This is a genomic window from Streptomyces sp. NPDC046335 (assembly GCF_055587985.1).
Genome location: NZ_JBVJFF010000004.1, coordinates 587,693 through 614,180 on the forward strand (window position 1 = coordinate 587,693; position 26,488 = coordinate 614,180).

Here is a 26,488-nt window from a genome sequence, read left to right on the forward strand (position 1 = left end):
CGCAATGCGCACGGGCTGCCTACCGCCGCGTACCGGCGTTTCGAACCGGTGGCGCGGGAAGTGCCAGCGCCGTCACCGCCGTTGCCGCGCACGCGGCGGCCATCGCCACGAAAACGGCCCTGTACGACAGATCGGTTTCGCCGCGCGCGGTGGCCAGGGTGACCAGGGCGGCGAGCCCGACGACGCCTCCCAGTTGGCGGGTGGTGTTCATCAGCCCGGAGGCGGCTCCCGCGTCCCGCTCGGGGACACCGGAAGTCACGGTGGTGGTGATCGGCGTGATGAGCAGCCCCATGCCCGCGGACATGACGATCGCGGGCCCGAGCAGCCCGTCCACGTAGTCGCTGTCCGCGCTGACGCCGCTCTGCCAGAGGAAGCCGACGGTGCTGAGCAGGGCGCTGAGGACGATGAGGCCGCGGGCGCCGGTGCGCGCCATGACGGCGGGCGCGAGACGGGCGGCGGCGACCCCGACCAGGGTGTGCGGCAGGAAACCGATGCCGGTGGCCAGAGCCCCGTAACGCAGGACGTCCTGCATGTACAGCGACAGGAAGTACCACATGGGGATGAAGCAGCCGCCGGCCAGCAGCATGGTCAGGTTGCCGGCCCAGATCGGCCGCAGCCGCACCAGGCGGGGCGGCATGAGCGGGGCTTCGGCAAACCGGGCCTCCGTCACGGCGAACAGCGTCAGCGCCACCGCGCCCACGGCCAGGCCCGTCAGTGTGGTGGCCCCCGTCCAGCCGTGCGGTCCGGCCTGGTTGACGCCGTAGACGAGAGCCGTGACGCCCAGCGTCGCCAGTACGGCCCCGGGGACGTCGAGCCGGCCCGACGCCGTGCGGGCGCGATCGGCTGACAGCAGGCGCAGGGCGGCCACGACGGCGACCGCACCGATCGGCACGTTGATCAGCAGGATCCACCGCCAGGACAGCGCATCGGTCAGGACGCCGCCGATCAGATTCCCCGCCGCGCCGCCCGCGGAGCTGACCGCGGTCCAGATCGCCAGTGCCTTGGTGCGCCCCGGACCTTCGGCGAAGGTGGTGGTCAGCAGGGTCAGTGTCGCCGGAGCCAGGACCGCGGCGCCCAGCCCCTGCACCGCCCGCATGGTGATCAGCAGACCGGGGCCGGAGGCGAGGCTGCCCACCAGGCTGGCCAGGGAGAACAGCATCAGGCCCCACACGAACACCCGCCGTCGGCCGTACAGGTCCGCCAGCCGGCCGCCCAGAAGCATGAACCCCGCGAAGACCAGCGCGTAACTCCCCACGACCCACTGAAGGCCGGCCGCGTCGAAGCCGAGCGCGCTCTGGATCGACGGAAGCGCGACGTTCACCACCGACACGTCGAGCACCACCATGAACTGGGCCGCGCACGCCAGCCACAGCAGGGCAGCCTGACGGGGAGCGGATGCGCCCGGCTCCTCCTCGGTGCCGACAGTTCCGGTGGCGGCACGGGCCTTGCGATGCCCCATGTGTCTTCCCCATCGTCACGGCGTTTTTACAGTACAGGCGTACCATGAAAGCGGAAAGCGGGCCGCGAGGAAAGAGGGCGAGTTCACGGTGCCAAAACGGGTGGATCACACCGAGCGCAGGGCGCACATCATCAACGCCCTGGTCAGAGTCGCCGCACGCAACGGGCTGCACGAGGTGACCATGCGGGCCGTCGCCACTGAGGCGGGCGTCTCCGTGAACCTGGTGCAGTACTACTTCGACACCAAGGCCCAGCTCATGCATGCCGCGCTGGAACACCTCGAACAGCGGAGCAACCAACGCTGGTCGGCGCGGCTGGAGAGCCTCGGCGAGCCGGTCCCGGCACGGTCCTGCCTCGAAGCGTTCGTCGACGAAGCCCTGCCGAACGACCCCGACAGCCATACCTTCCGCCTGGTGTGGATGTCGTACGCGGTGCTGGCCATGACCAACCCCGACCTGGCAGAACAGCCCTTCGTCGAGGGCCCCAACCGGCTGGAGCGCCGGCTCACCGACATCCTGGCCACCGGACAGGCAGCGGGAGAGATCGCGGGTCACCTCGATGCCGGAGCCGAGGCCGCACGCTTGCTGAGCCTCGGCCACGGCGTCGGCACCAGCGTGCTGGTCGGGCAGCGCTCAGCGGAACAAGCACGGGAGCTGATGCGCTACCACCTGGCCCGCCTGTTCGATGACCCCGCGCCCCGCACGCACCGTGACGGCTCCTGAGGGCGGTGCCAGGGCCCACGTACGTCCGTGAGTACAGCCGGCGCTCAGGCCGAACCGCGGATGACCAGACGCGTGGGAGTGATCACGGACGGCAGCGCTCGAGGGTCGTCCCCGTGGCCGGACTGATGCGCCGTACGGTCGCACAGAAGCCGGGCCATCAGCCGCCCCATCTCCTCGATGCCCTGGTGCACCGTCGTGAGGGGCGGTTCCGTGCTCTCCGCGATGGACGTGAGGTCGTCGAAGCCGACGACGGCCACATCCCCCGGCACGGTGCGCCCCCGCTCCCGCAGAGTGCGCAGGGCACCGGAAGCCATCAGGTCCGAGGCGACGAACACCGCGTCCAGGTCCGGTGCCTGATCGAGCAGCAGGGCCATGGCAGCAGCGCCGCCCCGCAACGTGAAGTCACTCTCGGCGAGCAGCCGGGGCGGTGCGTCCAGGAGGACGTCGCGGTAGCCGTCGAGGCGGTCGACCGCGGAAGCCTGGTTGAGTGGCCCGGTGATCGTCGCGATCCGCCGGCGCCCCAGCGACACGAGGTGCCGGACCGCCTCCCGGGCACCGCCGCGGTTGTCGGCATCGACGTACGTGTAGACATCGCTGCGGTGCGCGGGGTCCAGGATGGGACGCCCACCGAAGACAGCGGGCAGCCCCATCTGTTCGATCATGTCCGGCAACGGGTCGTCGGCGCGCAGTGAGAACAACAGGGCGCCGTCCACGTGACCACCGGCCAGGAAATTGCAGACCCGGGGATAGTCGTCCTGCTCCTCGATGAAGAGAAGTATGGGCTGGGCCCCGTGCTGAACGAGTTCCTGCCGGATGCCGCGCAGATGGCAGTCGAAGTAGGGGTCCACGAAGAGGCGGCCCTGCGGTTCGGTGACCACCACGGCGACGGCGTTGTTGCGGCGGGTGACGAGCCTTCTGGCGGCCTGGTTCGGCACGTAGCCGAGTTCCTCCACCGCTTCCCGAATGCGTTCGGCGACCGCGGCCCGCACTCTCGGCTCGCCGTTGACCACCCGCGACACCGTGGACTTCGACACCCCCGCCCTCCGCGCCACGTCCTCAAGCGTGGGACGTTGCCCGATCAGCCGTTCAGTCAAGTCCATCTCCGATGCAGCGCGGTTCACCGTTGCCGCAGGACACGATAGCCGTACGTCCCGTCGCCGAGGACGGCACACATCGGCGTCGACCGCGCCTCGTACCGCACCGACCCTCGCACCCGCACCTCTCGTACGAGCGGCCCGCCTGAGCCGGGTGTGCCGGTCACTCCTTCATCGGCGACGCTGTCGGCGCGGGGCGTCCGCAGCCGAAGGCGGCTTCCGTGAAGCACTGGTCGTATGCCGCCTGCGAGCCGTGTCGCAGGGCGTGTTCCAGGGCCTCGCGGGTCGGCGGGAGCGGCCGGGACCATCCGGCGCGCAGGAGCGACACGATGAACCCGGCGAGGAAGGCGTCCCCGCAGCCCATCGTGTCGGACATGGACCCGGGGTCCGCGGGCCGGGCCGGTACGGACACCGTCACCGTGCCGTCGTACGCCATCGCCCCGTCGAGGCCGCGGGTGGCCAGGGCCATCGTGGCCCCCCGCCGCACGGCATCGGTGAGCAGCGCACGAGTGGCCGCCTCGTCCAGGTGGGAGCACGACAGCAGTGCCAGGTCCACGTGGGGGCAGACGCGGTCGAGGTAGGCGGGTGTGCGGTACTCCTCCTCGTCGGAGAAGTCGAAGCTGACCAGTGGACCGGCGGCGGCGAGCCGGGGAAGTTCGGCCTCGGTGCGCGAGTACACGCTGGAGTGCACGAGGGCGAACGATGACGCGTACTCCAGCAAGTCGGCGTCCAGAGCGAGGCGTTCGCGGACGGTGCCGTCGTCGTAACCGAGGAACACCCGGTCGCCGTCCCGCACATGCAGGGTGGAGACCGAGGTCCGGCCGGGACGCACCATGCTGCGCCCCACGGCGACGCCCCGCGCCGCCACGGACGTACGCACGAAGGCGCCGAGGTCGTCGTCACCGAACACTCCCAGGTAGGCGGCGTCCAGACCGAGCCGGTGTGCGTAGACGGCGACGTTGACACAGTTGCCGCCGGGATAGTCGGTGCCGCGGTCCACGAAGCGGTCGACGGTGTTGTCACCGAAGCCGAGGACCTTCGGTCCTGTCAGGCCGGTCAAACCATTCATCAGGGTCTCCCGGGGTGCGGGCGCGGCGCGTGGGATCGCCGCGCCCGCAGTGGGCGCGCGGGTGGCCGGGGCTCCGGCGCGCGGAGGTGGATGGACGAGCGGAAGCGGTCCGGCCGTCAGTAGTCCATGACGCGGTAGTAGCGGCGCAGGTCGAGCGAGTGGTCGCGGGCCCGCTCCAGGTGCTTGCTGACCCGGTCCATCACGGTGTCGAGCACCAGCGGCGCGAGCAGCCCGCGGAACTCGGGGCTGATGCCCTCCAGGGCGTAGTCACGGGTGTCGAAGACGGTGACGTCCTTGGAGACGCGCTTGGCGAACTTCTCGGCCCGGTCGGTGAGCGCCCGCGTCTCGTCCTCGCCCTGGAAGACGAGCACGCTCGTGTCCTCCTCGAGCAGCTCCAGCGAACCGTGGAAGAACTCCGCGCTGTGCACCCGGGTGGTACGCAGCCACTGCATCTCCTCCAGGATGCACATGGAGTACAGGTAGGTGAATCCCCACAGGTTCCCGCCGCCGATGAGGAAGTGGTAGTCGTTGTCCTTGTGGGCGTCGGCGAAGGCTTCCGCCACCGGCTCGGCCTGCCGGGCGACGTCCACCAGGACCCGCGGCAGGCCCGCGAGTTCGTCGGCGAGGCGCTCGTACCCCTCGAACTCGCCCCGGCGGGACAGCAGCCGGCCCAGGAACAGCAGCAACTGAACATCGAAGGGCCAGGCCTTGGGCTCGGAGATCAGCGCGACGTCGACGCTCCGGGCGACGGGAGAGTCGGCGATGCCGGTGAAGGCGATCGTGTGGGCGCCCCGGGACTTGCAGTACTCGATGGCGCTGAGGCTGTCCTCGGTGGTGCCGGAGACGGAGGTGAAGACGGCGGCGGTGCGCTCACCGAGGCGGGCGTCGCCCGAGACGGCAAGTTCCGCGGCGACGGCGGCACGGACGGGGAGCAGCGAGGTGCGCCGCGCGAGGTGCTCGTAGGGCCACATCTGCGCGTACGTCCCGCCCGCTCCCACCAGGAGGACGTTGTCGTACCCCTCGTCGACGAGCCGGTCGACGACCTTCTCGATCTGCGGGCGCAGCGCCACGAGGCTCTCCGTCTGGGAGACGAACTCGGCTTCGTTGAAGGACAGCAAAGAGTGCACGGTGGTGATTTCCTTTGGGCGTGGTGAGGGTGGTGAAGGGTTGGTCCCGCCGGCCCGTCAGGCCGGGCGGCGCCGGGAGTACAGGACGTTCGCCGCGGCGATGACCAGGCCGCCGACGAAGATCAGCGTCCCCATGACGTTGACCTGTGGGGGCACGCCGGTACGGCTCGCGCTGTAGACCCACAGCGGGAAGGTGACCGTACGGCCGGCGTTGAAGCTGGTGATGATGTAGTTGTCGACGGACAGGGCGAAGCACAGCAGGGCGCCGGAGGCCACGCCCGGAAGCAGCATCGGCAGGGTGACGAGGCGGAACGCCGTCCAGGGGCCCGCGCCCAGGTCACGGGCGGCCTCCTCAAGCGTCGGGTCGTGCCCCGCCATGCGCGCCCGTACGGTGATGGCGACGTACGGGATGCAGAACGCCACGTGCGCGATGACGACCGTCCAGTAGCCGCGCGGCACGCCCATGACGATGAACAGCGACAACAGGGCGGCGCCCAGGGCGATTTCGGGGGCCGCGATGGCGGCGAACATCAGCAGGTTCGTGGAGCCCCGGCCGCGGAAGCGGTAGCGGCCGAGGGCAAGGCCGATCGGAGTGCCGAGCAGGGTGGCGACCACGGCGACGATCAGGGCGATGGTGAGGCTGTTGACCAGTGCGGAGGTCAGGTTCGGAATGGCGAACAGGTGCTCGTACCAGTTCAGGGTGAAGCCCTGCCAGGTGAAGTTCACCTTGCTGCGGGTGTCGTTGAAGCCGAACAGGATCATCACGGCGATCGGCAGCAGCAGCCAGGCCAGTATCAGGAAGGTGTACAGGGTCAGGCTGGGGCGGCGGCGGGCCTTGCGCTTCCGCGGTGTGGTGGGCGGCGTGTCGAGGGCCGGAGTGACGGTCTGAGTGGTCATCGCGCGGTCGCCTCCAGCACATCGTCGGTGCCCAGGGCGCGGGCGTAGGTGAACACGGCGAGCAGCAGCGCGCCCATGAGGACGAACGACAGAGAGGCGGCGCCGGGATAGTCGAGGTTGGTGAAGTACTCGGTCCGGATGATGTTGCCGATCATCGTCGTCGAAGGGCCGCCGAGGATGCTGGCGTTGACGTAGTCGGCGGAGGCGGGCACGAAGGTCAGCAGCACTCCGGCGAAGACGCCGGGCAGCGACAGGGGAAGGACCACGCGCAGGAAGGTCCCCGCCTTGGAGGCGTACAGGTCGGTGGAGGCTTCGATCACTTTGGGGTCCACCCGTTCCAGGGCGACGTAGATGGGCAGCACCATGAACGGCAGGAAGTTGTACGTGAGTCCGCCGATCACCGCGTACGGCGTGGCGAGCAGGTGGAAGTCGTCGGAGAGCAGACCCATGTCCTTCAGCGGTCCGAGGACGACGCCGTGGTCGGCGAGCACCACGTTCCAGGACTGGGTGCGGATGACGAAGGAGACGAAGAACGGCAGCAGGAGCAGGAAGAGGAACACCGACTTGTGCCGGCCGGCCCGGAAGGCGATCCAGTAGGCCACCGGGTAGCCGATGAGGGCGCAGCAGACGGTGGCCGCCGCGCCGTAGGTCAGGGACCGCACCAGCTGCACGTGGTAGGTGCTGACCGCGTCGGCGTAGGTCTGGAAGTGCCAGGTCTGGCGGAAGCCGTCGATGAAGTCACCGGTCTGAAGCGACAGCGACACCATCACGATCACGGGCGTGATGAAGAAGGCGGCAAGCCACAGCCAGCCCGGAAGGATCATCCAGTAGGGGGCCAGCGCCGCGCCCCGGCCGCGGCGGCGCTTCTTCACGCCTGGTAGATCGGTTCGAACAGCGCGTTCCACTGCTTCTCCTCCTCTTGGTCGAGCACCCGCAAGCGGCGCAGTTTCGCTTCGTCGGCTTCGGTCGGGAAGACCAGGGGGCTGGTGCTCAGGGCGTCGAGCACGGTGCGCCGCTTGCCGGTGGCCTCGGCCGCGTGGCGTGCGACGACCTTCTGCGCGCCGGGGACGGGGCAGACGAACTGCACGGTCTCGCTGATCCTCGCGGCGACCTCGGGCCGGTAGACGTAGTCCATGTAGGTCAGCGCGTCGACGGGGTGCGAGGCCGTCGAGGGGATGCAGAGGTTGTCGGTCCACAGCAGACCGCCCTCGTCGGGGATGACGAACTCCAGCTCAGAACCGCTCTGGTTGGCCTGGAAGACGTCGCCCGAGTACACGAGCGAGGCCGCCAGGTCGCCGCGCTGGAGCGAGGACTGGTAGGTCGCGGTGGAGTACGAGCGGACCATGCCCGCGTCGCGCTGCTTGCGCAGCCAGGCCGCCGCCTTGCGCCAGTCGGCGGGAGTGGAGGTCTCCGGGTCGACGCCGATGGCCAGCAGGGCGATGTTGCCCATCTGCACCGCGTCGTTCCACATGCCGACCTTGCCGTGCAGCTTGGGGTCGAGCAGGTCGTGCCAGCTCGTGATCTTCCGGCCGACCTGTGCCGGGTCGTAGCCGATGCCGGTCATGCCGGACTGCCAGGGGACGGTGTAGACATTGCCGGGGTCGAAGGACGAGTTCTTGAACGCGGCGCCGCCGTACTTCGCGAAGGTGGGCAGCCGGGTGTGGTCGAGCGGGGCGAGGTAGCCGAGCTGGAGGTACTTGGTGAGGTAACTGTCGCCGCCGACGACCATCAGGTCGTAACCGATGCCCTGGCCGGAGGCGAACTCGGGCTGGATCTTGCCGAACCAGGAGGCACTGTCGTCGATCAGCTCGTTGTACGTGACCTTGATACCGCTCTCGCGGGTGAAGGCCTCCAGGGTGGGGTGCTTGCTCTGGTCGGTGGGATCGACGTCGATGTACTGCGTGTAGTTGACGAAGTCCAGCTTTCCGGACCTCCTCTTGCCGGCCCAGAAGTCGCTGACGGCCGCGGCGATCTCCGCCTTGCCGGTGGGGACGTGGACGCGGGCGCCGGGAACGCTGCACGCGGCGAGCGGTGCGAGGGCGGCGGCGCCCAGCGCGGCGCGCAGCAGACCGCGCCGGGAGACGCGCTGCTCGGTCAGCCCGCGCAGCCGGGGCGCGGAGGGTGTCAAGTGCTCGGGCATGGTGGTCTGCCTGTCGTCAGCGCGGGGTGAGGGAACCCGGGGCCGCGGCGGTCGCCACGGGGGTGGGAGCGGTGGTGAGCAGGTAGGAGTGGTCGGTGGCCCAGGAGAGCCAGACGGAGTCACCGCGGGCCGGGTTGACGGAGGCGGTGCCGTCGTTGGGCTGGAAGACGGTCATCTCCGCGCCGGTGGCGGTGTCCAGCGTGTAGCTGGTCGAGGTGCCGAGGTAGACCACCTCGCGGACGGTGCCGCGGATACGGCTGGGAGTGTCGCCCGGCCCGGTGGTCAGCGTGATCTTCTCCGGCCGCACGGTGAGTTCGACGTGGGCTCCGGCGCCGTGTGAGCCGCGCAGCGGGACGGCGACGCGCTGGCCGTCGCCGAGATCGAGCACCCCGGTGTCGGTGCCGACAGAGGCCAGGCGCCCGCCGATCAGGTTCGAGGTGCCGATGAACCCGGCCACGAACGCGGTGGCGGGCCGCTCGTACACCTCCTGGGGCGTGGCCACCTGCTCGACCAGGCCGTCGTTCATCACCGCGATCCGGTCGGACATGGTCAGAGCCTCGGCCTGGTCATGCGTGACGTAGATGAAGGTGATGCCGACCTCGCGCTGGATCCGCTTGAGCTCAAGCTGCATGGACTGCCGCAGCTTCAGGTCGAGGGCGCCGAGCGGTTCGTCGAGGAGCAGGGCGCGCGGACGGTTGACCAGGGCGCGGGCCAGGGCGACGCGTTGCTGCTGGCCGCCGGAGAGCTGACGGGGCCGGCGGTCGGCCTTGTCGGTGAGCTCGACGGTGCGCAGCATTTTCTCGACGCGGTCGCGGATCTCGTCCTTCGGCACACGCTTGCGGCGCAGCCCGAACGCCACGTTGTCGGCGACGCTCAGATGCGGGAAGAGGGCGTACGACTGGAAGACCATGTTGATGTCGCGCTTGTTGGCCGGTACGCCGACCATGTCGCGGCCGTGCAGCAGGATCTGCCCGCCGGTCGGCTCCTCGAACCCGGCGATCATCCGCAGGGTGGTGGTCTTGCCGCAGCCGGAGGGGCCGAGCAGTGAGAAGAACTCGCTCTCGCCGATGGAGAGGTTGACGCCGCGGACGGCCGCCGCGTCCCGTGCGCCGCCGAAGTCCTTTTCCACGTCGACGAGGGCGATGGCCGGGCCTGTGGCCGATGGCGGCGAGAGGGTGTCGGTTGCCATCCGGGATACCTCCGGTGTTCGGGGCGTGAGCGTGAGGCGCGGGCTGGGGGTGACCGTGCGGCTGGGCGTGCCGTGAACGGCCGGGAAAGGCAGGCAGGCGGGGCAGGCAGGCCGAGCAGCAGGCGAAGCGAGAAGGCTGGACGGGCAGTTGGGCAAGCAGTCGGGCAAACAGTCGGGCAAACAATCGAGCGGCGCGCCGGCGGAAATTGATAACGTTACCAACGAGCCCGTACCTTACCCACCGGCAGCCGCTGTCCGTCAATGGTTGAATGGCGCCGGATTTCATCGACCCGTTCCTCGGCGTCCGCCGAGCCGTCACCTGTGAAGAGACCGCCCATGCCGAACACCGCACGGCCGCCGCGTCGCGTGACCATCCCCGACGTCGCCCGGCACGCCGGCGTGGGACAGGCCACCGCCGCCCGGGTCCTCGGCGGGTACGGATCGGCGAGCGCGGCCACCCGGGAACGGGTGCTGGCAGCCGCCGCCGAACTGGGCTACAGCACCAACGCCGTGGCCCGCAGCATGATCAGCGGACGCACCCACACCCTCGGCGTGGTCGTCGCCGACGTGGAGAACGCCTACTTCGCCCGCGCGGTGCGCGGCGTCACCGACGTCGCGGCCAAGGCGGGCCTCCAGGTCGTCCTCGCCAACAGCGACGAGGACGGTGAGACGGAGCGGTCCGCGGTGCAGCTGTTCATCGAACGACGCGTGGACGGCCTGGTCGTGTCACCCGCCGCCGCCGACCACGAACACCTCGACAGGGCCGTCGCCTCGGGTGTTCCCGTGGTCCTGCTCGACCGTGCGCTGAGCGGTGCCGCGCTGGACACGGTCGTGGTGGACAACCGCGGTGCCGCCAAGGCCGCGGTGACCAGGTTCACCGGGGAGGGGCACACCCGCATCGCGGTCATCACCTCGGCGTCCCCCGACGAGAACGCGGCGCTGCTGGCCCCGGGCGCCGACATCTGGACCACCACCGAACGCCTCACCGGCTACCGGCAGGCCCTGCGTGCCGCGGGCATCCCGCGCGGGGCGGAGCTGATCCGGCACACCGGCTACGACCGGGCCTGGGCGCGTTCCGCCGTACTGGACCTGATGACTTCCGAGAACCGGCCCACCGCCCTGTTCACCACCGACAACGTGGCCACGCTCGGCACCCTCGACGCCCTGCTCGATCTCGACGCGCACATCCCCGGTGACGTCTCCGTCATCGGCTTCGACGACGCCGAGTGGGCCACGCTGGTCCGGCCCCGGCTGAGCGTGGTCGGCCAGCCGGTGCAGGAACTGGGCGGCCTCGCGGCGGACATCCTGGTCCGCCGCATCAACGGCTCCACGGCCAAGCCCCGCCGCCACACCCTGCGCACCACCTACGTCCCGCGCGAGTCGACCGGCCCCGCTCCGGCGCGGGTGCGGCGGCTCCGGATGGCGGGGGGAGCGGTAGCCGCCCGCACCTCCGGGATGGCGGGGGAGCCGTAGCCGCCCGCGCCCTCGGCGCTCAGCTGTAGTAGGCGATCTTCTCGTCGAGCACCCGTATGGCCCGGCCCAGCGCCGTCACCCGTTGCTCCAGGGCGGCACGGCGCTCGCGCAGGAAGGCGACTCGCTCCTGCGCGGAGTGATCGGCGCGCAGGATGGTGACGAACTCCCGCAGGTCGGAGATGCCGAGACCGGCCTCGCGGAAGCACGTGACCAGGCCGATCCAGAAGACGTCGGCCTCGGTGTACTCGCGGCGCCCGCCGGTGGAGCGCCGGATCGGGCCGATGAGCCCCTCACGCTCGTAGTACCGCAGCGTGTCGATGGAGACGCCCGTGCGGTCGGCGGCCGCCGCCGGGGTGAGAGTGGTCATGCGAGGCTCCTTACGCCACCACCGCTAGCGCGCTTCGGCGAAGCGCGTCAGATGCTCATCGCTGAGCCGTACACGGCGTGCGGCGAGTGCTTCCTCGATCTGCTCCACCCGGCTCACGCCGACGATGGGGTCGATCCCCTGCCGCATCAGCCAGGCGAGGACGACCTGGTTCGGTGTGGCCGCGAGCTCGTCGGCGACGCCGCGCAGGACCGTGAGCACCCGAGTGGTCCCGGGGTGATCATAGGCTGGCGGAAGGGGCTTGTCCGCCCGTACGTAGGAACCCCACAGCAGCGAGCTGTACGACCATACGGCGAGCCCCTCCGACCGCGCGAGGTCCAGATCCTCGGCGGTGAGCATGCGGTGGCCGCTCTCCGGGAGGGGGGTGAGGGGGCGCGGCTGGAGGAGTGAGTGGCGCAGTTGCAGGGACGTGAACGGTGCCATGCCCTGTTCGCGCGCGAGCGAGCGGGCGCGCTCGACACGCCAGGCGGCATGGTTGGCCGCGCCGACGCGCAGGGTCACTCCCTTGGCGGCCAACTCGCCGAAGGCGCCGACCGTTTCCTCCAGCGGCACGGTGCGGTCCTCCGCGTGGGCCCAGAGCAAATCGACGTGCTCGACCCCGAGACGCTCCAGACTGTCCACCACACCGGCGTGAACGGCACGCGCCGAGAGACCCTCGGCGCTTTCGGGCACGTGCGGGACGAGCGGGTTGTGACGGATCTTCGTCGCGATCCGTACCGTGTCGCGCGCGCCGGGGCGGGCACGGAGCCACGCGCCGATGACGCGCTCGCTGGCCCCGCCGACACCGCTGGGATCAGTCCAAAAGCTGTAGCAGTTCGCGGTGTCGAGCCAGACACCGCCGTCGGCGACGAAGGAGTCGAGGACAGCGAAGGCCTGGTCGGGGGCGACGCGAGTGCCGAAGTCCATGGTTCCGAGAACGATTTGGGGAGCGGCGGGAGCGGTGGAAACGTCGGGAGCCGCGAGATCTGTGGTGTCCATGCCGCCCATCCTCGGATCTGGAGCGCGCTCCAGGTCAAGCGAGACCAAGGACGTGATCGTGTCTCCTCAGGCGGGGGCGGGATCCAACTCGACTCCGTCAAAGGGCGGGTAGCTCTCGCTGCCCGTCCGCTCGGCCGCGTCGATGTAGGTGACCAGAGCATCGCGAGACTGGGTGAGGGTGGCCATCTGATCGTTCAGCCGCTGTAGCCGTGACCGCATCGCGGCCAGCAACTCGGGACATCCGGGCAGCTCCGGCGCCTCGCCGAGCGCACATGGCAGCACGTACGCGATGTCCTCGGAGGACAGGCCCGCGCCAAGCAGATGCCGGATCTGCTTCACGCGCAGTACGGCATTCTCGTCGTACTCGCGATAACCGTTCGCGCCTCGGTCCGCTTCCAGTAGTCCCTGGGCTCCGTAGTAACGCAACTGATGAGTGTGGACTCCCGTCCGACGACTCAGTTCCCCGATCCGCATCGCTACCTCACTTGACCTTCACACCGGTATGAACGTTGACGATGCTGTCATGAAGAACAGCACCGAAACACCCGTGACCATCATCGGACTCGGCCTGATGGGACAGGCGCTCGCCGGCGCGTTCCTGAAAGCCGGGCATCCCACCACCGTGTGGAACCGCACTTCCTCCAAAGCCGACCAACTGGTGGCCGACGGCGCGCGGCTGGCACCGACCATCGGCGACGCGCTCACGGCGGGTTCACTGACGATCATCTGCGTCACCGACTACCCGGCCCTGTACGAGCTGCTCGGCGCGGAAGGTGCCGAGCTGGACGGCACGATGTTGATCAACCTGACCTCGGGAAGCTCGGCGCAGGCCAGGGACGCCGCCCGATGGGCCGAGCAGCGCGGTGCCCGCTACCTGGACGGCGCCATCATGGCTGTCCCGCCGGCCATCGGCACCGCCGACGCGGTGATTCTGCTCAGCGGGCCGCAGACGGACTTCGAGGTCCACGAACCGGCACTCGGCGCACTCGGCACCGTCTCCTACCTGGGGGCGGACCACGGGCTCGCGTCGCTGTACGACGTGGCCGGCCTGGCCATGATGTGGAGCATTCTGAACGCCTGGCTCCAGGGCACGGCCATGCTCAGGACGGTCGGCGTCGACGCCGCGACGTATGCACCGTTCGCGCGGCAGATCGCCGCCGGTGTGGCCGAATGGCTGCCCGGATACGCCGAGCAGATCGACAGGGGTTCCTTCCCCGCCGAGGTGTCAGCCCTGGAGACCGACGCACGGGCGATGGAGCACCTGATCGAGGAGAGCGAGGCAGTAGGGGTCAACGCCGAATTGCCGAGGTTGCTCAAGACCATGGCCGACCGGGCGATCGCCGCCGGACACGGCAAAGAGCAGTATCCCGTACTGATCGAGGAGTTCGGCAGACTCCGCAACGACTGACCGACCCGACCCCGACCCATACTCGACACCGACACCGACCCCGGGATCCAGCACCACGCTTGCGTCGGGTGCGACATGGCGGTCCAATACGGAGGATGACCTCTGTCGACGGATACGCCTCAGCAGGTGGCGCCCATGCCGGGCCACGGAAGCATGCGAACCCTCTGGAGGAGCTCTCGCTCGGCCAACTGCGTCGGCGCGAGAGCTTGAAATGGCGCACACACCCGGCGGACGTCCTGCCCCTGTGGGTGGCGGAGATGGACGTACGGCTCGCGCCGGCGATCGCCGACGCGCTGTGCGAAGCCATCGCGAGCGGCGACACCGGCTATCCGGCAGGGACCGCGTTCGCCGAGTCGCTCGTCGGCTTCGCCTCCCGGCGCTGGAACTGGGACGGTCTCGAAGTCGACCGCATCTCCCTGATCCCGGACGTGATGATGGGCGCGGTCCAGGTGCTGCGCCTCATCACCGACCCCGGCGACCCGGTCATCGTCAACCCGCCGGTCTACGCACCGTTCTACGCCTTCGTCACGCACGACGACCGCCGGATCGTCGAAGCGCCGCTCGGGCAGGACCTCCGGCTCGACCTGGGCACACTTGAGGAGACGTTCCGGCTCACCCGGGAGCGGAGCGGCAGCGGCAAGATCGCGTACCTCATCAGCAATCCGCACAACCCGACCGGCACGGTGCACACCTGCGAAAAGCTGTCGGCCGTCGCGGAGTTGGCCCACCGGTACGGAGTCCGGGTCGTCGCCGACGAGATCCATGCCCCGCTCGTGCTGCCCGGCGCTCGGTTCACGCCCTACCTGAGTGTGCCCGGGGCCGAAGACGCCTTCTCGCTCATGTCGGCGACCAAGGCCTGGAACCTCGCGGGCATCAAGGCGGCGCTCGCCGTCGCGGGGCCCGCGGCAGCCGGCGATCTGCGCCGGATGCCCGAGGAGGTCCACCATGGTGCCGGCCACCTCGGCGTCATCGCACACACGGCGGCCTTCCGTCACGGGGACGAGTGGCTCGACGCGTTGCTGGCGGGGCTCGACGCCAACCGGGCTCTGCTGGGCCGGCTCGTCGCGGAGCACCTGCCCACGGTCGGCTACACCCGGCCGGAGGGAACCTACCTGGCCTGGCTCGACTGCCGGCCCCTCGGCCTCGCCCCGGAACAGGACGCCGTACGAGAGGGCCTGGCGGTGGTCACCGACCTGGCCGGCCCCGCGAAGCTGTTCCTCGAACATGCCAAGGTGGCCCTGTCCTCGGGCCACATCTTCGGAACGGGCGGAGCCGGGCACGTCCGCCTGAACCTGGCCACATCCCAGGCCATCCTCACCGAGGCGATCACGCGGATGGGGCGGGCCGCGGCGTCGCGGGCGCGCTAGCCGGGCCGTCCCCCCTTCGTCAGGTCGGGTTCCCGCCCAGGACCCGGGTGCCGGGGGCGCAGCTCTCCTTGAGGTCATCGAGTTCGGCGGCCGTCAACTGCTTCTGCGCCGAACCGCGGCGGCTGTCGTCCAGCGTGGCGCGTGCGCTGTCCAGCCACCGCGCGGAAGGATCGATCCCGACGAACGCGGCCAGCCGGGTGAGTTCCTCATCGGGGGCGTCGAGGAGATCCTCGTACGCGAGTGTCATGCGTTGACCGGCGGGGAGACCGGCGAGGAACCGCGTGCCCTCGGTGACGAGTTCGGACCACAGGTCGCCGAAGCGTCGCAGGGGGAGGTCCCGGTCCCGTACGAGGGCGGGGTCGAAACTCTCGGCGAGCAACGGGGCCAGCTCCGGCGGCAGCGACCGCACCATGTCGTCGGTGAGGTCGCCGAAGCTGTCGACGCCCGTCCGTTCCCTGATCTCACGCATCAGCGTGATCACGCGGTAGCCGGGGTGGCGGCTCATGGACAAGGCGCAGTCCGGCCCGTCCCGGAAGAGGTGCACGAACTTCGCGTACGGAAAGGCGGCTCGCAGCCCCCAGGCCCAGCCCGTCGAATATCCGGAGCGTTCGACGACGGCGGTGCGTCCGAACCGTTCCCCGAGCCACGCGAACAGCGCCTCGTGGTGCCCGGCGGCGGTCCGCTCGGGCCAGGAGACGACGGCGGCGCGCAGCTCGTCGAGCAGGCTGTCCGGGTCGTCGGTGAGGTGGGGCAGGACCATGAGGGAGAGGGCGGGGATACCGGCGGGATCAGCCGTGTACCGCCCGGGACGGCGCGTGTAGAGGAACTCCGGCATCAGCAACCCACTGCGGATCATGCTCGCGAAGTACGGGGTGGGCCGGAAGAGGGCCTCCCAGAAGTCCGCACCCGACAACTGCCCTTCGGGGAAAGTCGCGTCACCCACCGAAGCCATGTACTCGTTGAGACTGAGCACATCGGGATGGGTGTTGAGGATACGGGACAGCGCGGTCGAGCCGCTGCGGCCCGTCCCGATGACGAAGGTCAGGCTGCGCACGGTCACGGTCACTCTCCGGGGAGCACGGGATGAGGGTTCCTGGGCTGCGAGCAGCTCAGCACATTCATCCCGGGCGCACCAGGTGGCATCGGTTCGTCAGCCCTCTTGCGAATGCGGCGGGCCCTGCCGTGCTCTATCCGGGCCCGGGCCCGATACCCAGCCCGAGCATCGCCTCGCTGACTTCGTCGACCGCCGCGTCGGGGATCGCTGCGGCGGCCTCCTCCAGGACGAGCAGCCGTGCTCGAGGGATCTCGCGCGCGATCGCCTCACCGTTGCCGACGGGGAAGAACCGGTCGCGGCGGCCGTGGACGACGAGCGTGGGGACCTCGATCTCGGGCAGGCGTTCGCGCCAGCGGGGTTCGCAGTCGAGCCGGGAGAACACCATGCCCATCTGGTTGGCCATCTGGACCGGGGGCGCGGTGCCTGGCGTGCGGTCCCAGACGCGCGCGGCGACCGCGTACGCGGCGACGGGGTCGGCGCCGAGGATGTCCGCGCCGGCGGCGGCGAACTCCGCGACCGCCTCGCGGTCGGTCCAGTCGGGCATCGGGCGTGCGAACAGCCGGCTCATGGTCGCCCGGTCATGGTCGGGGAGGTCGTCGTCGGGCGGGCCAGGAGCGACCGCGCGGGTGCCGACCAGGGTGAGCGCCGAGAACGCGTCCGGATGGTCGAGCACGGCCACCTGGGCGACCATCCCGCCGACGCCGATGCCCGCGAGGTGTGCGGGCCCCTTGCCGAGCGCGTCCGCGAGGGCCGCCGCGTCGGCGGCGAGGTCGCGCAGGGTGTAGGCGGGCGCCTCGGGGTCCTTCGTCGTCGACCGCCCGCTGTCGCGCAGGTCGTAGCGCACCACTCGGCGCCCGCCCGCGGCGAGGCGTTCGCAGAGTGCGACGGGCCAGGAGAGCATCGTGGTCCCGCCCGCGAGCAGAACGAGTGGCGCGTCCTCGGCGCCGAACGACTCGATGCCCAGGTCGGTCCCATTGGCGTGGACAGTGGTGTCAGTGATGATGCGCGTCATACCAGGGCAGACCCGATCCGGCGCCCGAACTCATCGCTCTGCGCGATCAGTCCGGTGACGTTCCGGGCGGTGTCGTTCCGGGCGGTGACGTGGGGCGGATGGCGAGGACGGCGATGTCGTCGGCGCTGTCGGCCCCCAGACCGATCAGCAGCTCGTCGCAGAACGTTTCGAGAGGTTCACGTGCCAGGCTCGCCGCGTGCCGGCACAGCCGGTCGAGACCGCGGTCGATGGACTCGTCCCGCCGTTCGATCAGGCCGTCGGTGTACAGCAGGACGGTCGAATGGGCCGGCAGCACGGTGGTGGCCGTACGGCGGGGCATCATGGGTTCCACGCCGAGGAGCAGACCCGAACCGCCCGCGATGTAGCGGGCGTCGCCCTCCCAGGTGGTCAACAGGGGCGGCAGATGGCCGGCGGAGGAGTGCGTCAGCTCCCACGGGCCTTGTGCGGTTTCCTTGACGACGCCGTAGAGGCAGGTGGCGGTGGCTTCCCGGTACAGGCTGTGGTTGGCCAGGTCCAGGCGGCGCAGCACCACCTCGGGCGGCTCCTGGCGGTCCACGGCGATGCCGCGGAGCATGCTGCGCAACTGGCTCATGGCGATGGCCGCGTCGAGGTTGTGCCCGGTGACGTCGCCGATGACCACGGCGGTGTCACCGCTGGGCAGGCCGAAGCTGTCGTACCAGTCACCGCCGACCTGCGCGGTGGTGGAGGAGGCGGCGTAGCGGGCGGCCAGCTGCAGGTTGTCGACCTGCGGCAGCGGGGGCAGCAGGGAGCGTTGGAGGCGTTCGGCGATGCTGCGGGTCTCCTGGTAGAGGCGGGCGTTGTCCACGCCCAGGGCCAGACTGCGCACCAGGTCGCCGATCAGGGACACGTCCTCCTCCGTGAACGCACTCCGTCCGGCCGTACGGGTCACGGTCAGGGCGCCGAAGATCTCGCCGCGGGCGCTCAGGGGCGCGACGACGGAGCTGCCCGCACCGAGCCTCCGGAACAGTTCCAGGTAGTCGGCGTCCAGCGCGCTGCCGTCCTGGTTCGCCGGCGGGGCGTCGGTGAGCAGCAGCGGTCCCGCGCCGCGCAGGGCCCGGGCCAGGGGCCCCCGGGACGCCTCGGAGATCGGCGGGAGTCTGCCCTCGTACGAGGTGGCGGGCGGCCCCAGTACGTCGCTGAGGACGACGCAGACCCGGTCCACCTGAGCGTCCTCGGTGAACAGATCCACCACACACCAGTCGGCCAGCCGCTGCGTCAGGAGCCGGCCGACCGAGCGCAGTCCCTCCTTGAGGTCCAGGTTGTTGCTCAGCGAGGTGCCCGTGTCGGCCAGCAGGGTGAGGCGCTCCAGCGCGTGCATGTCCGCCCGGCCGCCGCTCGTACCGCGGGGAAGCTCCGGGGCAGGGGGCGTGGGCGCCCCGGCATCGCCGGGGAGCGGCGGCACTTGGTCATGAGGGCCCGGCGTGTCGGGGGAGGCCGCCGCCCGGGGCGCGAGGCGGGCGACGAAGACGGTGCGGCCGTCGTCCATCTCCTGGGTCTCGATGTACAGCCGCACGGGCACGACCCGGCCGTCGCGGTGCAGCGCGGGAAGCGGTACGGAGCGGCCCACGATGCGGGCTCGCCCGGTGAGCAGCAGTGAGGTGAACGCCGCGCTGTGGCGGCGGCGCAGGTGCTCGGGGATGAGCGTGGTGAGCCGCCGCCCCACGAGGTCGTCCGGCTGCCAGCCGAGCAGGTCCGCGGCGGGCCCGTTCGCCGCGATGATGCGGTTGTTCTCGTCGGCGGCGATGGTGGGGGACCTGCTGGTGCGGATATGACTGGCGTCCCAGGGCAGCGGCTCCGAGACGCTGACCTCCGGCTCGTGGGGCACCACGGTCCAGGCCGTGGGGCGGTCCCCGGCGAGCTGGCCCAGGATCTGGTCGAACATCCACTCCTGGAAGGCGGCGCCGCGCGGCAGGACGGGGAGGGTGAGCAGGCGTTCCTCCCGCGCCGCCTCTTCGGCCACGTCGAGCACGTGCCGCAGCATGCGCACCGCCGGCGCGGCGTCGGCCGGCATCGGCAGCCGCAGGGAGCGCAGAGGCGCGTCGGGGAGCGACCCTGCCGACACGGCCGCCGTACAGGCATTCAGTACGTGGTCGATGTCTCTGGCGGTGGCCAGGTCCTCGGGGCGCACTCCTGGCTCGCCACCGCCGGCCACGGCGAGCGTAAGCTCCCGCAGCATCGAGTGCCGGTGCTGCTGGCTCGCCGAGAACAGGGCACTGGGCACGTCGATGAGCGTCACCGTGTTGCTGGAAGCGGCGCGCGGCGCGGCCGTCCCCCACCCGGGTGACGGTGGTGCGGGACCGTCCATCCACAGCTCGAACCACACGGTCTTGCGCTGGGCGTCGACCTCCACCCCGTGTCGTGAGGCCAGGTGCTCGACCAGGACCAGCCCATGGCCCGCGCCGGTGTACGGAGGGCAGTGCCGCGGTACGGGTCTGCGGTCCGGCCGGTCATCACTGACCTGCACGCGGATCCTGCCGTCGTGGAGCCGGACCGATACCTCGGCCTCGGTGCGCGCATGCAGCACCGCGTTGGTCACCAGTTCGCCGACCAGGAGCCGAGCGGTGTCGGCCGGCTCGGCGGGGACGTCTTCGAGCGCGGCCCGTACGAGCTGCCGAGCCGCCGCCGCGCTGGTCGGTGCCTCGGGGAACCTCTGTGACACAGTCTCCGGTCGGTCGACGTCGCGCATATCACCAGTGTGACCTCGTGCCGCCCACCTCGCGCCCGGCTCGCTGCGTCACCGCAGGTGAAAGCGGTGCGGCCGGGGGCTAACCGGGTGGCGGCCGTGGCTGTCGGCGGCATATGGCACAGTGGGCCGACTGAAGCTCCGGATGGCGGAGCGTCCGCACAGGGGGATCTTCATGCGTCTTCGTGCCATCGCGGCTTCCGCCGTACTCGTCCTGTGCGCCACGACGGGCGCGGCGGCCTGTTCGTCCTCGTCGGATGCCGCGGACACCACCCGGCCGGCCGGTCCCGCTGCCTCCACGGAGTCGGCCTCCACGAAGCCTGCCTCCGCGGAGTCTGCTTCCCCGGAGCCTGCCTCTGCCTCTGATGAAAGCGGGGATCCCGCGGAGTGTGCGACCTCCGCCGCTGAGATCCCGGAGGAGTGCGCGCTCGACCTCTCGTTCCCCGAGAGTACGGATGGCGAGCCGACTGCCGGGTCACCTGCCACGCCGTGAGCCGAAGCCACGGGTTGACCCTCGACCTTGTGCAGGGCCCAGAGTGCTGGGCGTGGAGAACGACATGCGCAGCATTGGGGAGATGGCCCGCGACAGCGGCCTGGGCGTGAGCGCCCTGCGGTTCTACGACCGTGCGGGTGTGCTGGTCCCGGCATGGGTGGACCCGGTGAGCGGATACCGCTGGTACGAGCCCGAGCAGCTAGAGGAGGCTCAGCTGCTGGCTCGCCTGCGCCGGGCGGGGATGCCGCTGGCGGACATCCGGCTCGTGCTGGCCGGCTGGTCCGGTGCGGACACCGATCTGGTCCGGAAGCTGCTCAAGGCGCACCTGCTCCGTCTCGACCAGGGGCTCTCCGACGCCCGCAGCGAATTCTCCGCGCTCCGAGCACTACTCGACCGCAGGGAGAACATCATGACTTCGCCTCGTATCACCGCGCTCAGGCTGTCCGTCGCGCCGTCAGAGCTGGCGGCCGCGCTGGACACGGTCCGTTTCGCGGCGAGCACCGACCCGGAGCTGCCGATGCTCGGCGGGGTCCTGTTCGACATCGAGGGCGAGAGCCTGCACGTCGTGACCACCGACCGGTACCGAATGGCTGTCGCGCGGACAGGTATCGCCGGAGACGACGACAGCCGAGTGCAGGTCATCGTGCCCACGCCGGTCGTCGGCGCGATGCGGGCGCTACTGGACGGGGAGCGCCCCGTGCGGCTGTCCGTCGACGGTGACCGCGTGGCGCTGGAGGCCGGGGACAGGCAGGCAGCCGGTAAGTGCCTCGACCACGACTTCCCCGACTACCGTCGTCTCCTTCCCCAGGCCGCGGGGCGTCGCGCCGTCATAGAGGTGGCGGCCTTCCGGAAGGCCTTGGAAACGGGTCCTGTCCGTTCCGGCGGTTCTGACCGTTCGGGCGGTTCCGACCGTTCCGGAGAGGCCGGAGCGGCGCATGACGTCAGTGTGCTCAGGATGGAGGATGGCGGTGCGGTGACCGTGTGCGCCGACGGTGCCGAAGACCCGTACCGCGTCGGCGTCAACCGTGAGTTCTTGCTGGATGCACTGACCGCCGGGGCCCGGGACCGGCTGATCCTGGAGATCGGCGACCCCACGACGCCGATCGCGATCCGTCGGCCCGACGACGAGGACAGCTTCTCGATCCTGATGCCGGTCCGCCTGGAGGACTGACGGTACTGGTTCGTACCTCCGGAGGTCTTGACAACTCTATTGGTCTGGACCAACTATGCGCACAGCAGCGGTGGCCACCGTCGTTCACTTCCGTCCTGCGCACCTCCTGGAGGCACCCCCATGGACCGTGTACGTCACCGTGTACGTCAGGGCAGACCCGGCGTTCGCCGGAGAATCGGCGCGGTGATCGCCGTGGGTGCGGCCGCCGCGCTCGCCGTCACCGGGCTCGCGGCGCCCGCGCAGTCGGCGGACACCACTGCGGCGGACGCCAAAGCGGCGGACGCCAAAGCGGCGGACGCCCGGGCGGCGGACGTCAACGTCGCCAAGAACGCCGGGTTCGAGTCGGACCTGTCCAACTGGACCTGCGCCGCGAGCAGCGGCGCCGCCGTCACGTCTCCCGTGCACGGCGGCGCCAAGGCGCTCAAGGCCACCCCGTCGGGCCAGAGCACCGCCGAGTGCTCCCAGATCGTCACGGTGAAGCCCAACTCGACGTACAAGCTGAGCAGTTGGGTGCAGGGCAGCTACGCCTACCTCGGCGCCCGCGGCACCGGGACCACCGACGTGTCGACCTGGACGCCGGGCAACTCGTCCTGGCAGCAGCTCTCCACCAGCTTCACCACGGGCGCGAACACCACGTCGGTCACCGTGTACACGCACGGCTGGTACGGGCAGAGCGCGTACTACGTGGACGACGTGAGCGTCCTCGGACCCGACGGGGGCGGCGGCACCGACCCGGTGGAGATACCGGCGGTGCCGGCCGGCCTGAAGGCGGGCACGGCGACGTCCACGTCGGTGGACCTGTCCTGGACCCCGGTGTCCACGGCCACCGGATACACCGTCTACCGCGACGGCACAAAGGTCGCCTCGGCGAGCGGCGCCTCCACGACCGTCACCGGCCTCGCGCCGGAGACCACGTACAGCTTCCAGGTGAGCGCCACGAACGCGGCCGGTGAGTCCGCGAAGTCGACGGCCGTGTCCGTGCGGACCCCCAAGGGGAGCGACGGCGGTGACGGCGGCACCGTGCCCAAGCACGCGCTGACCGGCTACTGGCAGAACTTCGACAACGGCGCGACCGTGCAGAAGCTGCGGGACGTGTCGTCGCAGTACGACATCATCGCCGTCTCCTTCGCCGACGCCACCAGCACACCGGGCCAGATCACCTTCAACCTCGACCCGGCCGTCGGCTATGCCTCCACCGCCGACTTCAAGGCGGACATCGCCGCGAAGAAGGCCGCGGGCAAGTCCGTGATCCTCTCGGTCGGCGGGGAGAAGGGCACCATCTCGGTCAACAGTGACGCCTCCGCGACGGCGTTCGCGAACAGCGCGTACGCGCTGATGCAGGAGTACGGGTTCAACGGCGTCGACATCGACCTGGAGAACGGCCTCAACCCCACCTACATGACGAAGGCGCTGCGCCAGCTCTCCGCGAAGGCGGGCCCGAAGATGGTGCTCACGATGGCGCCGCAGACCATCGACATGCAGTCGACGTCCGGTGGGTACTTCCAGACGGCTCTGAACGTGAAGGACATCCTCACGGTCGTCAACATGCAGTACTACAACAGCGGTTCGATGCTGGGCTGCGACGGCAAGGTCTACAGCCAGGGCAGCGTGGACTTCCTGACCGCGCTCGCCTGCATCCAGTTGGAGGGCGGCCTCGATCCCTCGCAGGTCGGGATCGGCGTCCCGGCGTCGACGCGTGGCGCGGGCAGCGGTTACGTGGCCCCGTCGATCGTGAACAACGCCCTCGACTGCCTGACCCGAGGCACCGGTTGCGGCTCCTTCAAGCCGTCGAAGACGTACCCGGCGCTGCGTGGCGCGATGACGTGGTCCACGAACTGGGACGCGACGGCGGGCAGTACGTGGTCCAACTCCGTCGGCCCGAAGGTGCACAGCCTTCCGTAACGAACGGCCGGGTGGGACGCGGCGGACCGTGGTCGGTCCGCCCCGTCCCCCCCGGCGGGTCCGCCTCCTACCGGGCGTCCGTCTCTTCGAGCCGGTACAGCTCCGGCACGGGGACCTTGATCGGTTCCTGAGTGGTCCGAGCGATCACGACGACCGCGGGCTCGTCCGGGTCGGGGTTCTCCTCTCTGTGCGGCACGAACGGCGGCACGAGGAAGAAGTCACCGGGGCCGGCGGCCAGCCGCACCTCCTGTGTGCCGTCGTGGTAGACGAACACGGGGTGACCGCTGACCACGTAGATACCCGCCTCCGAATCACCGTGATGGTGATTGTCCGTCGCGCTCAGAGGTGGGTTCACCACCATGCCCATCCAGAGCTTCTTGGAGCCGACCGTGCCGCCGCTGATGGCGGCGTAACCGTCCAGCTCATCGGCGCGAACGCGGTGGACACGGTTGTTCAGCGGCGCGTCGTCACCAGAGCCCTGTGCGCTTCCGACGCCTGCGTGAATCGTCATGGTTGCAGCCTCCACATCTCCGACAGCCTGGGCAGGAATCCAGGCTGCGCCGTCAGTGCCCAAGATGACAACTCGCTTTGCTAGAACGGCAATTCCACCCTGCCGCCGGAACGCGCGGCATCCCCTACGGCAGTCCCGCCGAAGCTGCGGCGGTGACGTCGCCGACGATGGTGCGTTCTGCCTTCGGGGCTGGGCGCGGGCGTGCAGCGGCCCCGGCGATGTCATCGCGTACGGTCCCGGTCGGTCAACCCACGCCCGGCCGCAGCCGCAGCTCGCACCGTAGGGAGCCGCTGTAGGCCCGTTCGGGTGTCAACCGCCGATGCCGGGGTGGACCAGCCCGCTCTGGTAGGCGATCACGACCAGTTGGGTCCGGTCGCGGGCGTTGAGCTTGTGCATGGCGCGGGAGATGTGGCTGCGCACGGTCAGCGGGCTCAGTACGAGCTGGTCGGCGATCTCGTGGTTGGACTTCCCGAGTGCGGCCAGGGCCATGACCTCGCGTTCCCGTTCGGTGAGCAGGGCGAGGCGTTCCGGCGCCGCGAGCGATGAGTCGTCGTCCGGTGTGGCCAGGAAGCGGGTGATCAGGGAACGGGTGGCCGATGGGGAGAGCAGGGAGTCCCCGGCTGCCACCGTGCGAAGGCCTGCCAACAGGACTTCGGGTCCGACGTCCTTGCCGAGGAAGCCGCTGGCGCCCGCCCGCAGGGCCTTGGCCACGTTCTTGTCGTTCTCGAAGGTGGTGAGGATCAGTACGCGGGTGTTCGACAACTCGGGTCGGGCACAGATCTCGGCGGTGGCCGCGAGTCCGTCGGTGCCGGGCATACGGATGTCCATGAGGACGATGTCGGGCCGGTGGTCGAGGGCGAGGTCGATCGCCTCCTGGCCGTCGGCGGCCTCGGCCACGACGCGGATGTCCGGGTCGGAGTCGATGAGGACGCGGAACGTGGCTCTGAGCAGAGTCTGGTCGTCGGCGAGCAGGACGCGGATCGTCATGTGGTGGTGCCTTCGTCGGAGCTGGGCAGGGGGAGCGAGCAGGCTACTTCGAAGCCGCCTTCCGTACGCGGTCCCGCGTGGAAGGTTCCGCCTGCGGACAACGCGCGCTCGCGCATGCCCAGCAGCCCGAAGCCGCCCCGGCCGGATCCGCCTCGGCCGGAGCCGGGCGCGGCCGGGGGCCGGCCGGCGGTCTCGTTGGTGATGGTGAGCGTCAGGGAGTGGGCGGTGTAGGCGAGCCGGACCTTCGCGGTTCCTGTGGCGGCGTGCTTGGTGACGTTGGTGAGTGCTTCTTGGACGATCCGGTACGCCGTGAGGTCAAGCCCCGGTGTGAGCCGCCGCGGCTGCCCCCGGGTGCTGACGGAGACGTCGAGACCGGCCGCCGCGCAGGCCTCGACGAGGTCCGGCAACTGCGCCAGGCTCGGCGCCGGGGCCAACTCGTCGGCGTCGGTCTCCTGGCGCAGCAGCCCCACGGTGGCCTTGAGTTCACGCAGGGCCGCCGCCGTCGTCTCCGGCAGCTTCTCGATGATGTCGGCGGCCTGGTCGGGGTGGGTGCGGGCCAGGTGGGCCGCGGTGCCGGCCTGAGCGTTGGCCAGCGCGAGGTGGTGGGCGACCACGTCGTGCAGTTCACGGGCGATGCGCATGCGCTCCTGGATGACCCGGCGGCGTGCCTCTTCGTCCCGCTCCAGGGCGACGTGCTCGGCGTGGGCGACGGCGTACTCACGGCGGACCCGCACATAGCTGCCGAAGGACGCGACGAGCAGGACCCAGGCCGCCGGGTTGACCAGGCCGAGGATCCACTCGTGCGGGGAGTCCATGACGGTGAAACCGGTGAGCGCCATGACGGCCGCGCCCGTCATGGCGCTGTACCAGGTGGTCCTGCGGTCCGGCCGGAGGCTCACGGTGTACTGCGCGGCCAGCATCGGCCCCATCAGCAAGGGCGTCAGGAGGTAGCCCAGGAGGCCCTCCGCCGCGATGCACACCGTGGTCACCGACAGCACGAGGAGCGGGTGGCTGCGGCGGCGCAGCAGTGCGGCGCAGGCGAGCACGGACAGCGCGAGGCCGGGCCACAGGGCGAGCGACTGCTCCTTCGCGACCGCGAGGGTGAGGAAGACGCCGCCCAGCGTGACGGCGAGCACCAGGCCCAACGTCACGGCCTCGACCGTCTGGGGGCGGTCCGCCGCCCGGCTCCGCCATTGTCCACTCATTGTCATACTCCGAGGTGAGACCAGCTGTTACAGGGTGACAGAGGCGCGAGGGGGGGGGTGGGGGGGGGGAAGCGGAGGGGGGGGGGGAAGCTCCTTTTGGTTTAGGGTGGGGTGGTCCCCTTGGTTTTGTCCTCCCTTTCCC

Annotated in this window: 23 protein-coding genes; 6 read left to right on the forward strand and 17 right to left on the reverse strand. The window is 70.3% G+C overall.

The genetic code is table 11. From position 1 onward, the window contains the following. Positions 1-19: 19 nt before the first annotated feature. Positions 20-1,459, reverse strand: coding sequence for an MFS transporter (locus ACZ6JY_RS12130; protein WP_469194896.1), 1,440 nt, complete (start codon positions 1,457-1,459; stop codon positions 20-22). 100 nt (positions 1,460-1,559) lie between these two features. Here ACZ6JY_RS12130 and ACZ6JY_RS12135 point away from each other — a divergent pair, with 100 nt between their 5' ends. Then, complete coding sequence (locus tag ACZ6JY_RS12135; RefSeq protein WP_469194898.1) at positions 1,560-2,180, forward strand: TetR/AcrR family transcriptional regulator; 621 nt, start codon at positions 1,560-1,562, stop codon at positions 2,178-2,180. A 44-nt stretch (positions 2,181-2,224) separates the two neighbouring features. Here ACZ6JY_RS12135 and ACZ6JY_RS12140 read toward each other — a convergent pair whose 3' ends face one another. The 7 genes from ACZ6JY_RS12140 to ACZ6JY_RS12170 all read right to left on the reverse strand — a co-directional run bounded on the left by ACZ6JY_RS12140 (position 2,225) and on the right by ACZ6JY_RS12170 (position 9,696). Then, on the reverse strand, positions 2,225-3,280 hold the full coding sequence (locus ACZ6JY_RS12140; protein ID WP_469194900.1) for a LacI family DNA-binding transcriptional regulator: 1,056 nt from the start codon (positions 3,278-3,280) through the stop codon (positions 2,225-2,227). Positions 3,281-3,437: 157 nt separating this feature from the next. Then, complete coding sequence (locus tag ACZ6JY_RS12145) at positions 3,438-4,343, reverse strand: PfkB family carbohydrate kinase (protein ID WP_469194902.1); 906 nt, start codon at positions 4,341-4,343, stop codon at positions 3,438-3,440. Between the two features lie 116 nt (positions 4,344-4,459). Then, entirely contained in the window at positions 4,460-5,470 is a 1,011-nt protein-coding gene (locus tag ACZ6JY_RS12150) for an SIS domain-containing protein (RefSeq protein ID WP_469194904.1), read from the reverse strand. Between the two features lie 57 nt (positions 5,471-5,527). Continuing rightward, positions 5,528-6,367 carry an ABC transporter permease gene (locus tag ACZ6JY_RS12155; protein WP_469194906.1) on the reverse strand — a complete coding sequence of 280 codons (840 nt, stop codon included), beginning with the start codon at positions 6,365-6,367 and terminating at the stop codon, positions 5,528-5,530. Continuing rightward, positions 6,364-7,191, reverse strand: a complete 828-nt coding sequence (locus ACZ6JY_RS12160; protein WP_469195055.1) for an ABC transporter permease — start codon at positions 7,189-7,191, stop codon at positions 6,364-6,366. Before ACZ6JY_RS12160 ends, ACZ6JY_RS12155 begins: the two co-directional genes overlap by 4 nt. Before the next feature lie 44 nt (positions 7,192-7,235). After that, on the reverse strand, positions 7,236-8,507 hold the full coding sequence (locus ACZ6JY_RS12165; protein ID WP_469194908.1) for a polyamine ABC transporter substrate-binding protein: 1,272 nt from the start codon (positions 8,505-8,507) through the stop codon (positions 7,236-7,238). Positions 8,508-8,523: 16 nt separating this feature from the next. Next, complete coding sequence (locus ACZ6JY_RS12170) at positions 8,524-9,696, reverse strand: ABC transporter ATP-binding protein (protein ID WP_469194910.1); 1,173 nt, start codon at positions 9,694-9,696, stop codon at positions 8,524-8,526. 336 nt (positions 9,697-10,032) lie between these two features. On the opposite strand from ACZ6JY_RS12170, the gene ACZ6JY_RS12175 reads away from it, so the two are divergent. Further along, entirely contained in the window at positions 10,033-11,169 is a 1,137-nt protein-coding gene (locus ACZ6JY_RS12175) for a LacI family DNA-binding transcriptional regulator (RefSeq protein ID WP_469194912.1), read from the forward strand. Positions 11,170-11,188: 19 nt separating this feature from the next. On the opposite strand, the gene ACZ6JY_RS12180 is transcribed toward ACZ6JY_RS12175, so the two are convergent. The 3 genes from ACZ6JY_RS12180 to ACZ6JY_RS12190 form a co-directional block, all read right to left on the reverse strand. After that, on the reverse strand, positions 11,189-11,536 hold the full coding sequence (locus ACZ6JY_RS12180; protein WP_469194914.1) for a MerR family transcriptional regulator: 348 nt from the start codon (positions 11,534-11,536) through the stop codon (positions 11,189-11,191). A gap of 24 nt (positions 11,537-11,560) precedes the next feature. Continuing rightward, complete coding sequence (locus ACZ6JY_RS12185; protein WP_469194917.1) at positions 11,561-12,532, reverse strand: aldo/keto reductase; 972 nt, start codon at positions 12,530-12,532, stop codon at positions 11,561-11,563. A gap of 66 nt (positions 12,533-12,598) precedes the next feature. Beyond that, positions 12,599-13,006: a MerR family transcriptional regulator gene (locus tag ACZ6JY_RS12190; RefSeq protein WP_469194919.1), complete on the reverse strand. Its 408-nt coding sequence runs from the start codon at positions 13,004-13,006 to the stop codon at positions 12,599-12,601. A 49-nt stretch (positions 13,007-13,055) separates the two neighbouring features. On the opposite strand from ACZ6JY_RS12190, the gene ACZ6JY_RS12195 reads away from it, so the two are divergent. Continuing rightward, entirely contained in the window at positions 13,056-13,940 is an 885-nt protein-coding gene (locus ACZ6JY_RS12195) for an NAD(P)-dependent oxidoreductase (RefSeq protein WP_469194921.1), read from the forward strand. A gap of 95 nt (positions 13,941-14,035) precedes the next feature. Beyond that, positions 14,036-15,307: a MalY/PatB family protein gene (locus ACZ6JY_RS12200; RefSeq protein ID WP_469194923.1), complete on the forward strand. Its 1,272-nt coding sequence runs from the start codon at positions 14,036-14,038 to the stop codon at positions 15,305-15,307. A gap of 19 nt (positions 15,308-15,326) precedes the next feature. Here ACZ6JY_RS12200 and ACZ6JY_RS12205 read toward each other — a convergent pair whose 3' ends face one another. The 3 genes from ACZ6JY_RS12205 to ACZ6JY_RS12215 all read right to left on the reverse strand — a co-directional run bounded on the left by ACZ6JY_RS12205 (position 15,327) and on the right by ACZ6JY_RS12215 (position 20,080). Beyond that, positions 15,327-16,367: a sulfotransferase family protein gene (locus ACZ6JY_RS12205; protein WP_469194926.1), complete on the reverse strand. Its 1,041-nt coding sequence runs from the start codon at positions 16,365-16,367 to the stop codon at positions 15,327-15,329. 127 nt (positions 16,368-16,494) lie between these two features. Continuing rightward, positions 16,495-17,373: an alpha/beta fold hydrolase gene (locus tag ACZ6JY_RS12210; RefSeq protein WP_469194928.1), complete on the reverse strand. Its 879-nt coding sequence runs from the start codon at positions 17,371-17,373 to the stop codon at positions 16,495-16,497. Between the two features lie 46 nt (positions 17,374-17,419). Continuing rightward, positions 17,420-20,080 carry a SpoIIE family protein phosphatase gene (locus tag ACZ6JY_RS12215; RefSeq protein WP_469194930.1) on the reverse strand — a complete coding sequence of 887 codons (2,661 nt, stop codon included), beginning with the start codon at positions 20,078-20,080 and terminating at the stop codon, positions 17,420-17,422. A 554-nt stretch (positions 20,081-20,634) separates the two neighbouring features. On the opposite strand from ACZ6JY_RS12215, the gene ACZ6JY_RS12220 reads away from it, so the two are divergent. Further along, positions 20,635-21,741: a DNA polymerase III subunit beta family protein gene (locus ACZ6JY_RS12220; RefSeq protein WP_469194933.1), complete on the forward strand. Its 1,107-nt coding sequence runs from the start codon at positions 20,635-20,637 to the stop codon at positions 21,739-21,741. A 120-nt stretch (positions 21,742-21,861) separates the two neighbouring features. Continuing rightward, positions 21,862-23,643: a chitinase gene (locus ACZ6JY_RS12225; RefSeq protein WP_469194935.1), complete on the forward strand. Its 1,782-nt coding sequence runs from the start codon at positions 21,862-21,864 to the stop codon at positions 23,641-23,643. 67 nt (positions 23,644-23,710) lie between these two features. On the opposite strand, the gene ACZ6JY_RS12230 is transcribed toward ACZ6JY_RS12225, so the two are convergent. The 3 genes from ACZ6JY_RS12230 to ACZ6JY_RS12240 form a co-directional block, all read right to left on the reverse strand. Further along, complete coding sequence (locus ACZ6JY_RS12230) at positions 23,711-24,154, reverse strand: cupin domain-containing protein (protein ID WP_469194937.1); 444 nt, start codon at positions 24,152-24,154, stop codon at positions 23,711-23,713. 309 nt (positions 24,155-24,463) lie between these two features. Further along, positions 24,464-25,141 carry a response regulator gene (locus ACZ6JY_RS12235; protein ID WP_469194939.1) on the reverse strand — a complete coding sequence of 226 codons (678 nt, stop codon included), beginning with the start codon at positions 25,139-25,141 and terminating at the stop codon, positions 24,464-24,466. Beyond that, positions 25,138-26,346 carry a sensor histidine kinase gene (locus tag ACZ6JY_RS12240; protein WP_469194941.1) on the reverse strand — a complete coding sequence of 403 codons (1,209 nt, stop codon included), beginning with the start codon at positions 26,344-26,346 and terminating at the stop codon, positions 25,138-25,140. The genes ACZ6JY_RS12235 and ACZ6JY_RS12240 overlap by 4 nt, the downstream gene beginning before the upstream one ends. Positions 26,347-26,488: the final 142 nt, after the last annotated feature.

Excerpts from the sequence above, each read along its gene's own strand:
- ACZ6JY_RS12130 (WP_469194896.1), bottom strand. The coding sequence starts at position 1,459 with ATGGGGCATCGCAAGGCCCGTGCCGCCACCGGAACTGTCGGCACCGAG.
- ACZ6JY_RS12140 (WP_469194900.1), bottom strand. The coding sequence starts at position 3,280 with ATGGACTTGACTGAACGGCTGATCGGGCAACGTCCCACGCTTGAGGAC.
- ACZ6JY_RS12145 (WP_469194902.1), bottom strand. The coding sequence starts at position 4,343 with ATGAATGGTTTGACCGGCCTGACAGGACCGAAGGTCCTCGGCTTCGGT.
- ACZ6JY_RS12155 (WP_469194906.1), bottom strand. The coding sequence starts at position 6,367 with ATGACCACTCAGACCGTCACTCCGGCCCTCGACACGCCGCCCACCACA.
- ACZ6JY_RS12160 (WP_469195055.1), bottom strand. The coding sequence starts at position 7,191 with ATGATCCTTCCGGGCTGGCTGTGGCTTGCCGCCTTCTTCATCACGCCC.
- ACZ6JY_RS12165 (WP_469194908.1), bottom strand. The coding sequence starts at position 8,507 with ATGCCCGAGCACTTGACACCCTCCGCGCCCCGGCTGCGCGGGCTGACC.
- ACZ6JY_RS12170 (WP_469194910.1), bottom strand. The coding sequence starts at position 9,696 with ATGGCAACCGACACCCTCTCGCCGCCATCGGCCACAGGCCCGGCCATC.
- ACZ6JY_RS12175 (WP_469194912.1), top strand. The coding sequence starts at position 10,033 with ATGCCGAACACCGCACGGCCGCCGCGTCGCGTGACCATCCCCGACGTC.
- ACZ6JY_RS12180 (WP_469194914.1), bottom strand. The coding sequence starts at position 11,536 with ATGACCACTCTCACCCCGGCGGCGGCCGCCGACCGCACGGGCGTCTCC.
- ACZ6JY_RS12185 (WP_469194917.1), bottom strand. The coding sequence starts at position 12,532 with ATGGACACCACAGATCTCGCGGCTCCCGACGTTTCCACCGCTCCCGCC.
- ACZ6JY_RS12190 (WP_469194919.1), bottom strand. The coding sequence starts at position 13,006 with ATGCGGATCGGGGAACTGAGTCGTCGGACGGGAGTCCACACTCATCAG.
- ACZ6JY_RS12195 (WP_469194921.1), top strand. The coding sequence starts at position 13,056 with ATGAAGAACAGCACCGAAACACCCGTGACCATCATCGGACTCGGCCTG.
- ACZ6JY_RS12200 (WP_469194923.1), top strand. The coding sequence starts at position 14,036 with ATGACCTCTGTCGACGGATACGCCTCAGCAGGTGGCGCCCATGCCGGG.
- ACZ6JY_RS12210 (WP_469194928.1), bottom strand. The coding sequence starts at position 17,373 with ATGACGCGCATCATCACTGACACCACTGTCCACGCCAATGGGACCGAC.
- ACZ6JY_RS12215 (WP_469194930.1), bottom strand. The coding sequence starts at position 20,080 with ATGCGCGACGTCGACCGACCGGAGACTGTGTCACAGAGGTTCCCCGAG.
- ACZ6JY_RS12220 (WP_469194933.1), top strand. The coding sequence starts at position 20,635 with ATGCGCAGCATTGGGGAGATGGCCCGCGACAGCGGCCTGGGCGTGAGC.
- ACZ6JY_RS12225 (WP_469194935.1), top strand. The coding sequence starts at position 21,862 with ATGGACCGTGTACGTCACCGTGTACGTCAGGGCAGACCCGGCGTTCGC.
- ACZ6JY_RS12230 (WP_469194937.1), bottom strand. The coding sequence starts at position 24,154 with ATGACGATTCACGCAGGCGTCGGAAGCGCACAGGGCTCTGGTGACGAC.
- ACZ6JY_RS12235 (WP_469194939.1), bottom strand. The coding sequence starts at position 25,141 with ATGACGATCCGCGTCCTGCTCGCCGACGACCAGACTCTGCTCAGAGCC.
- ACZ6JY_RS12240 (WP_469194941.1), bottom strand. The coding sequence starts at position 26,346 with ATGAGTGGACAATGGCGGAGCCGGGCGGCGGACCGCCCCCAGACGGTC.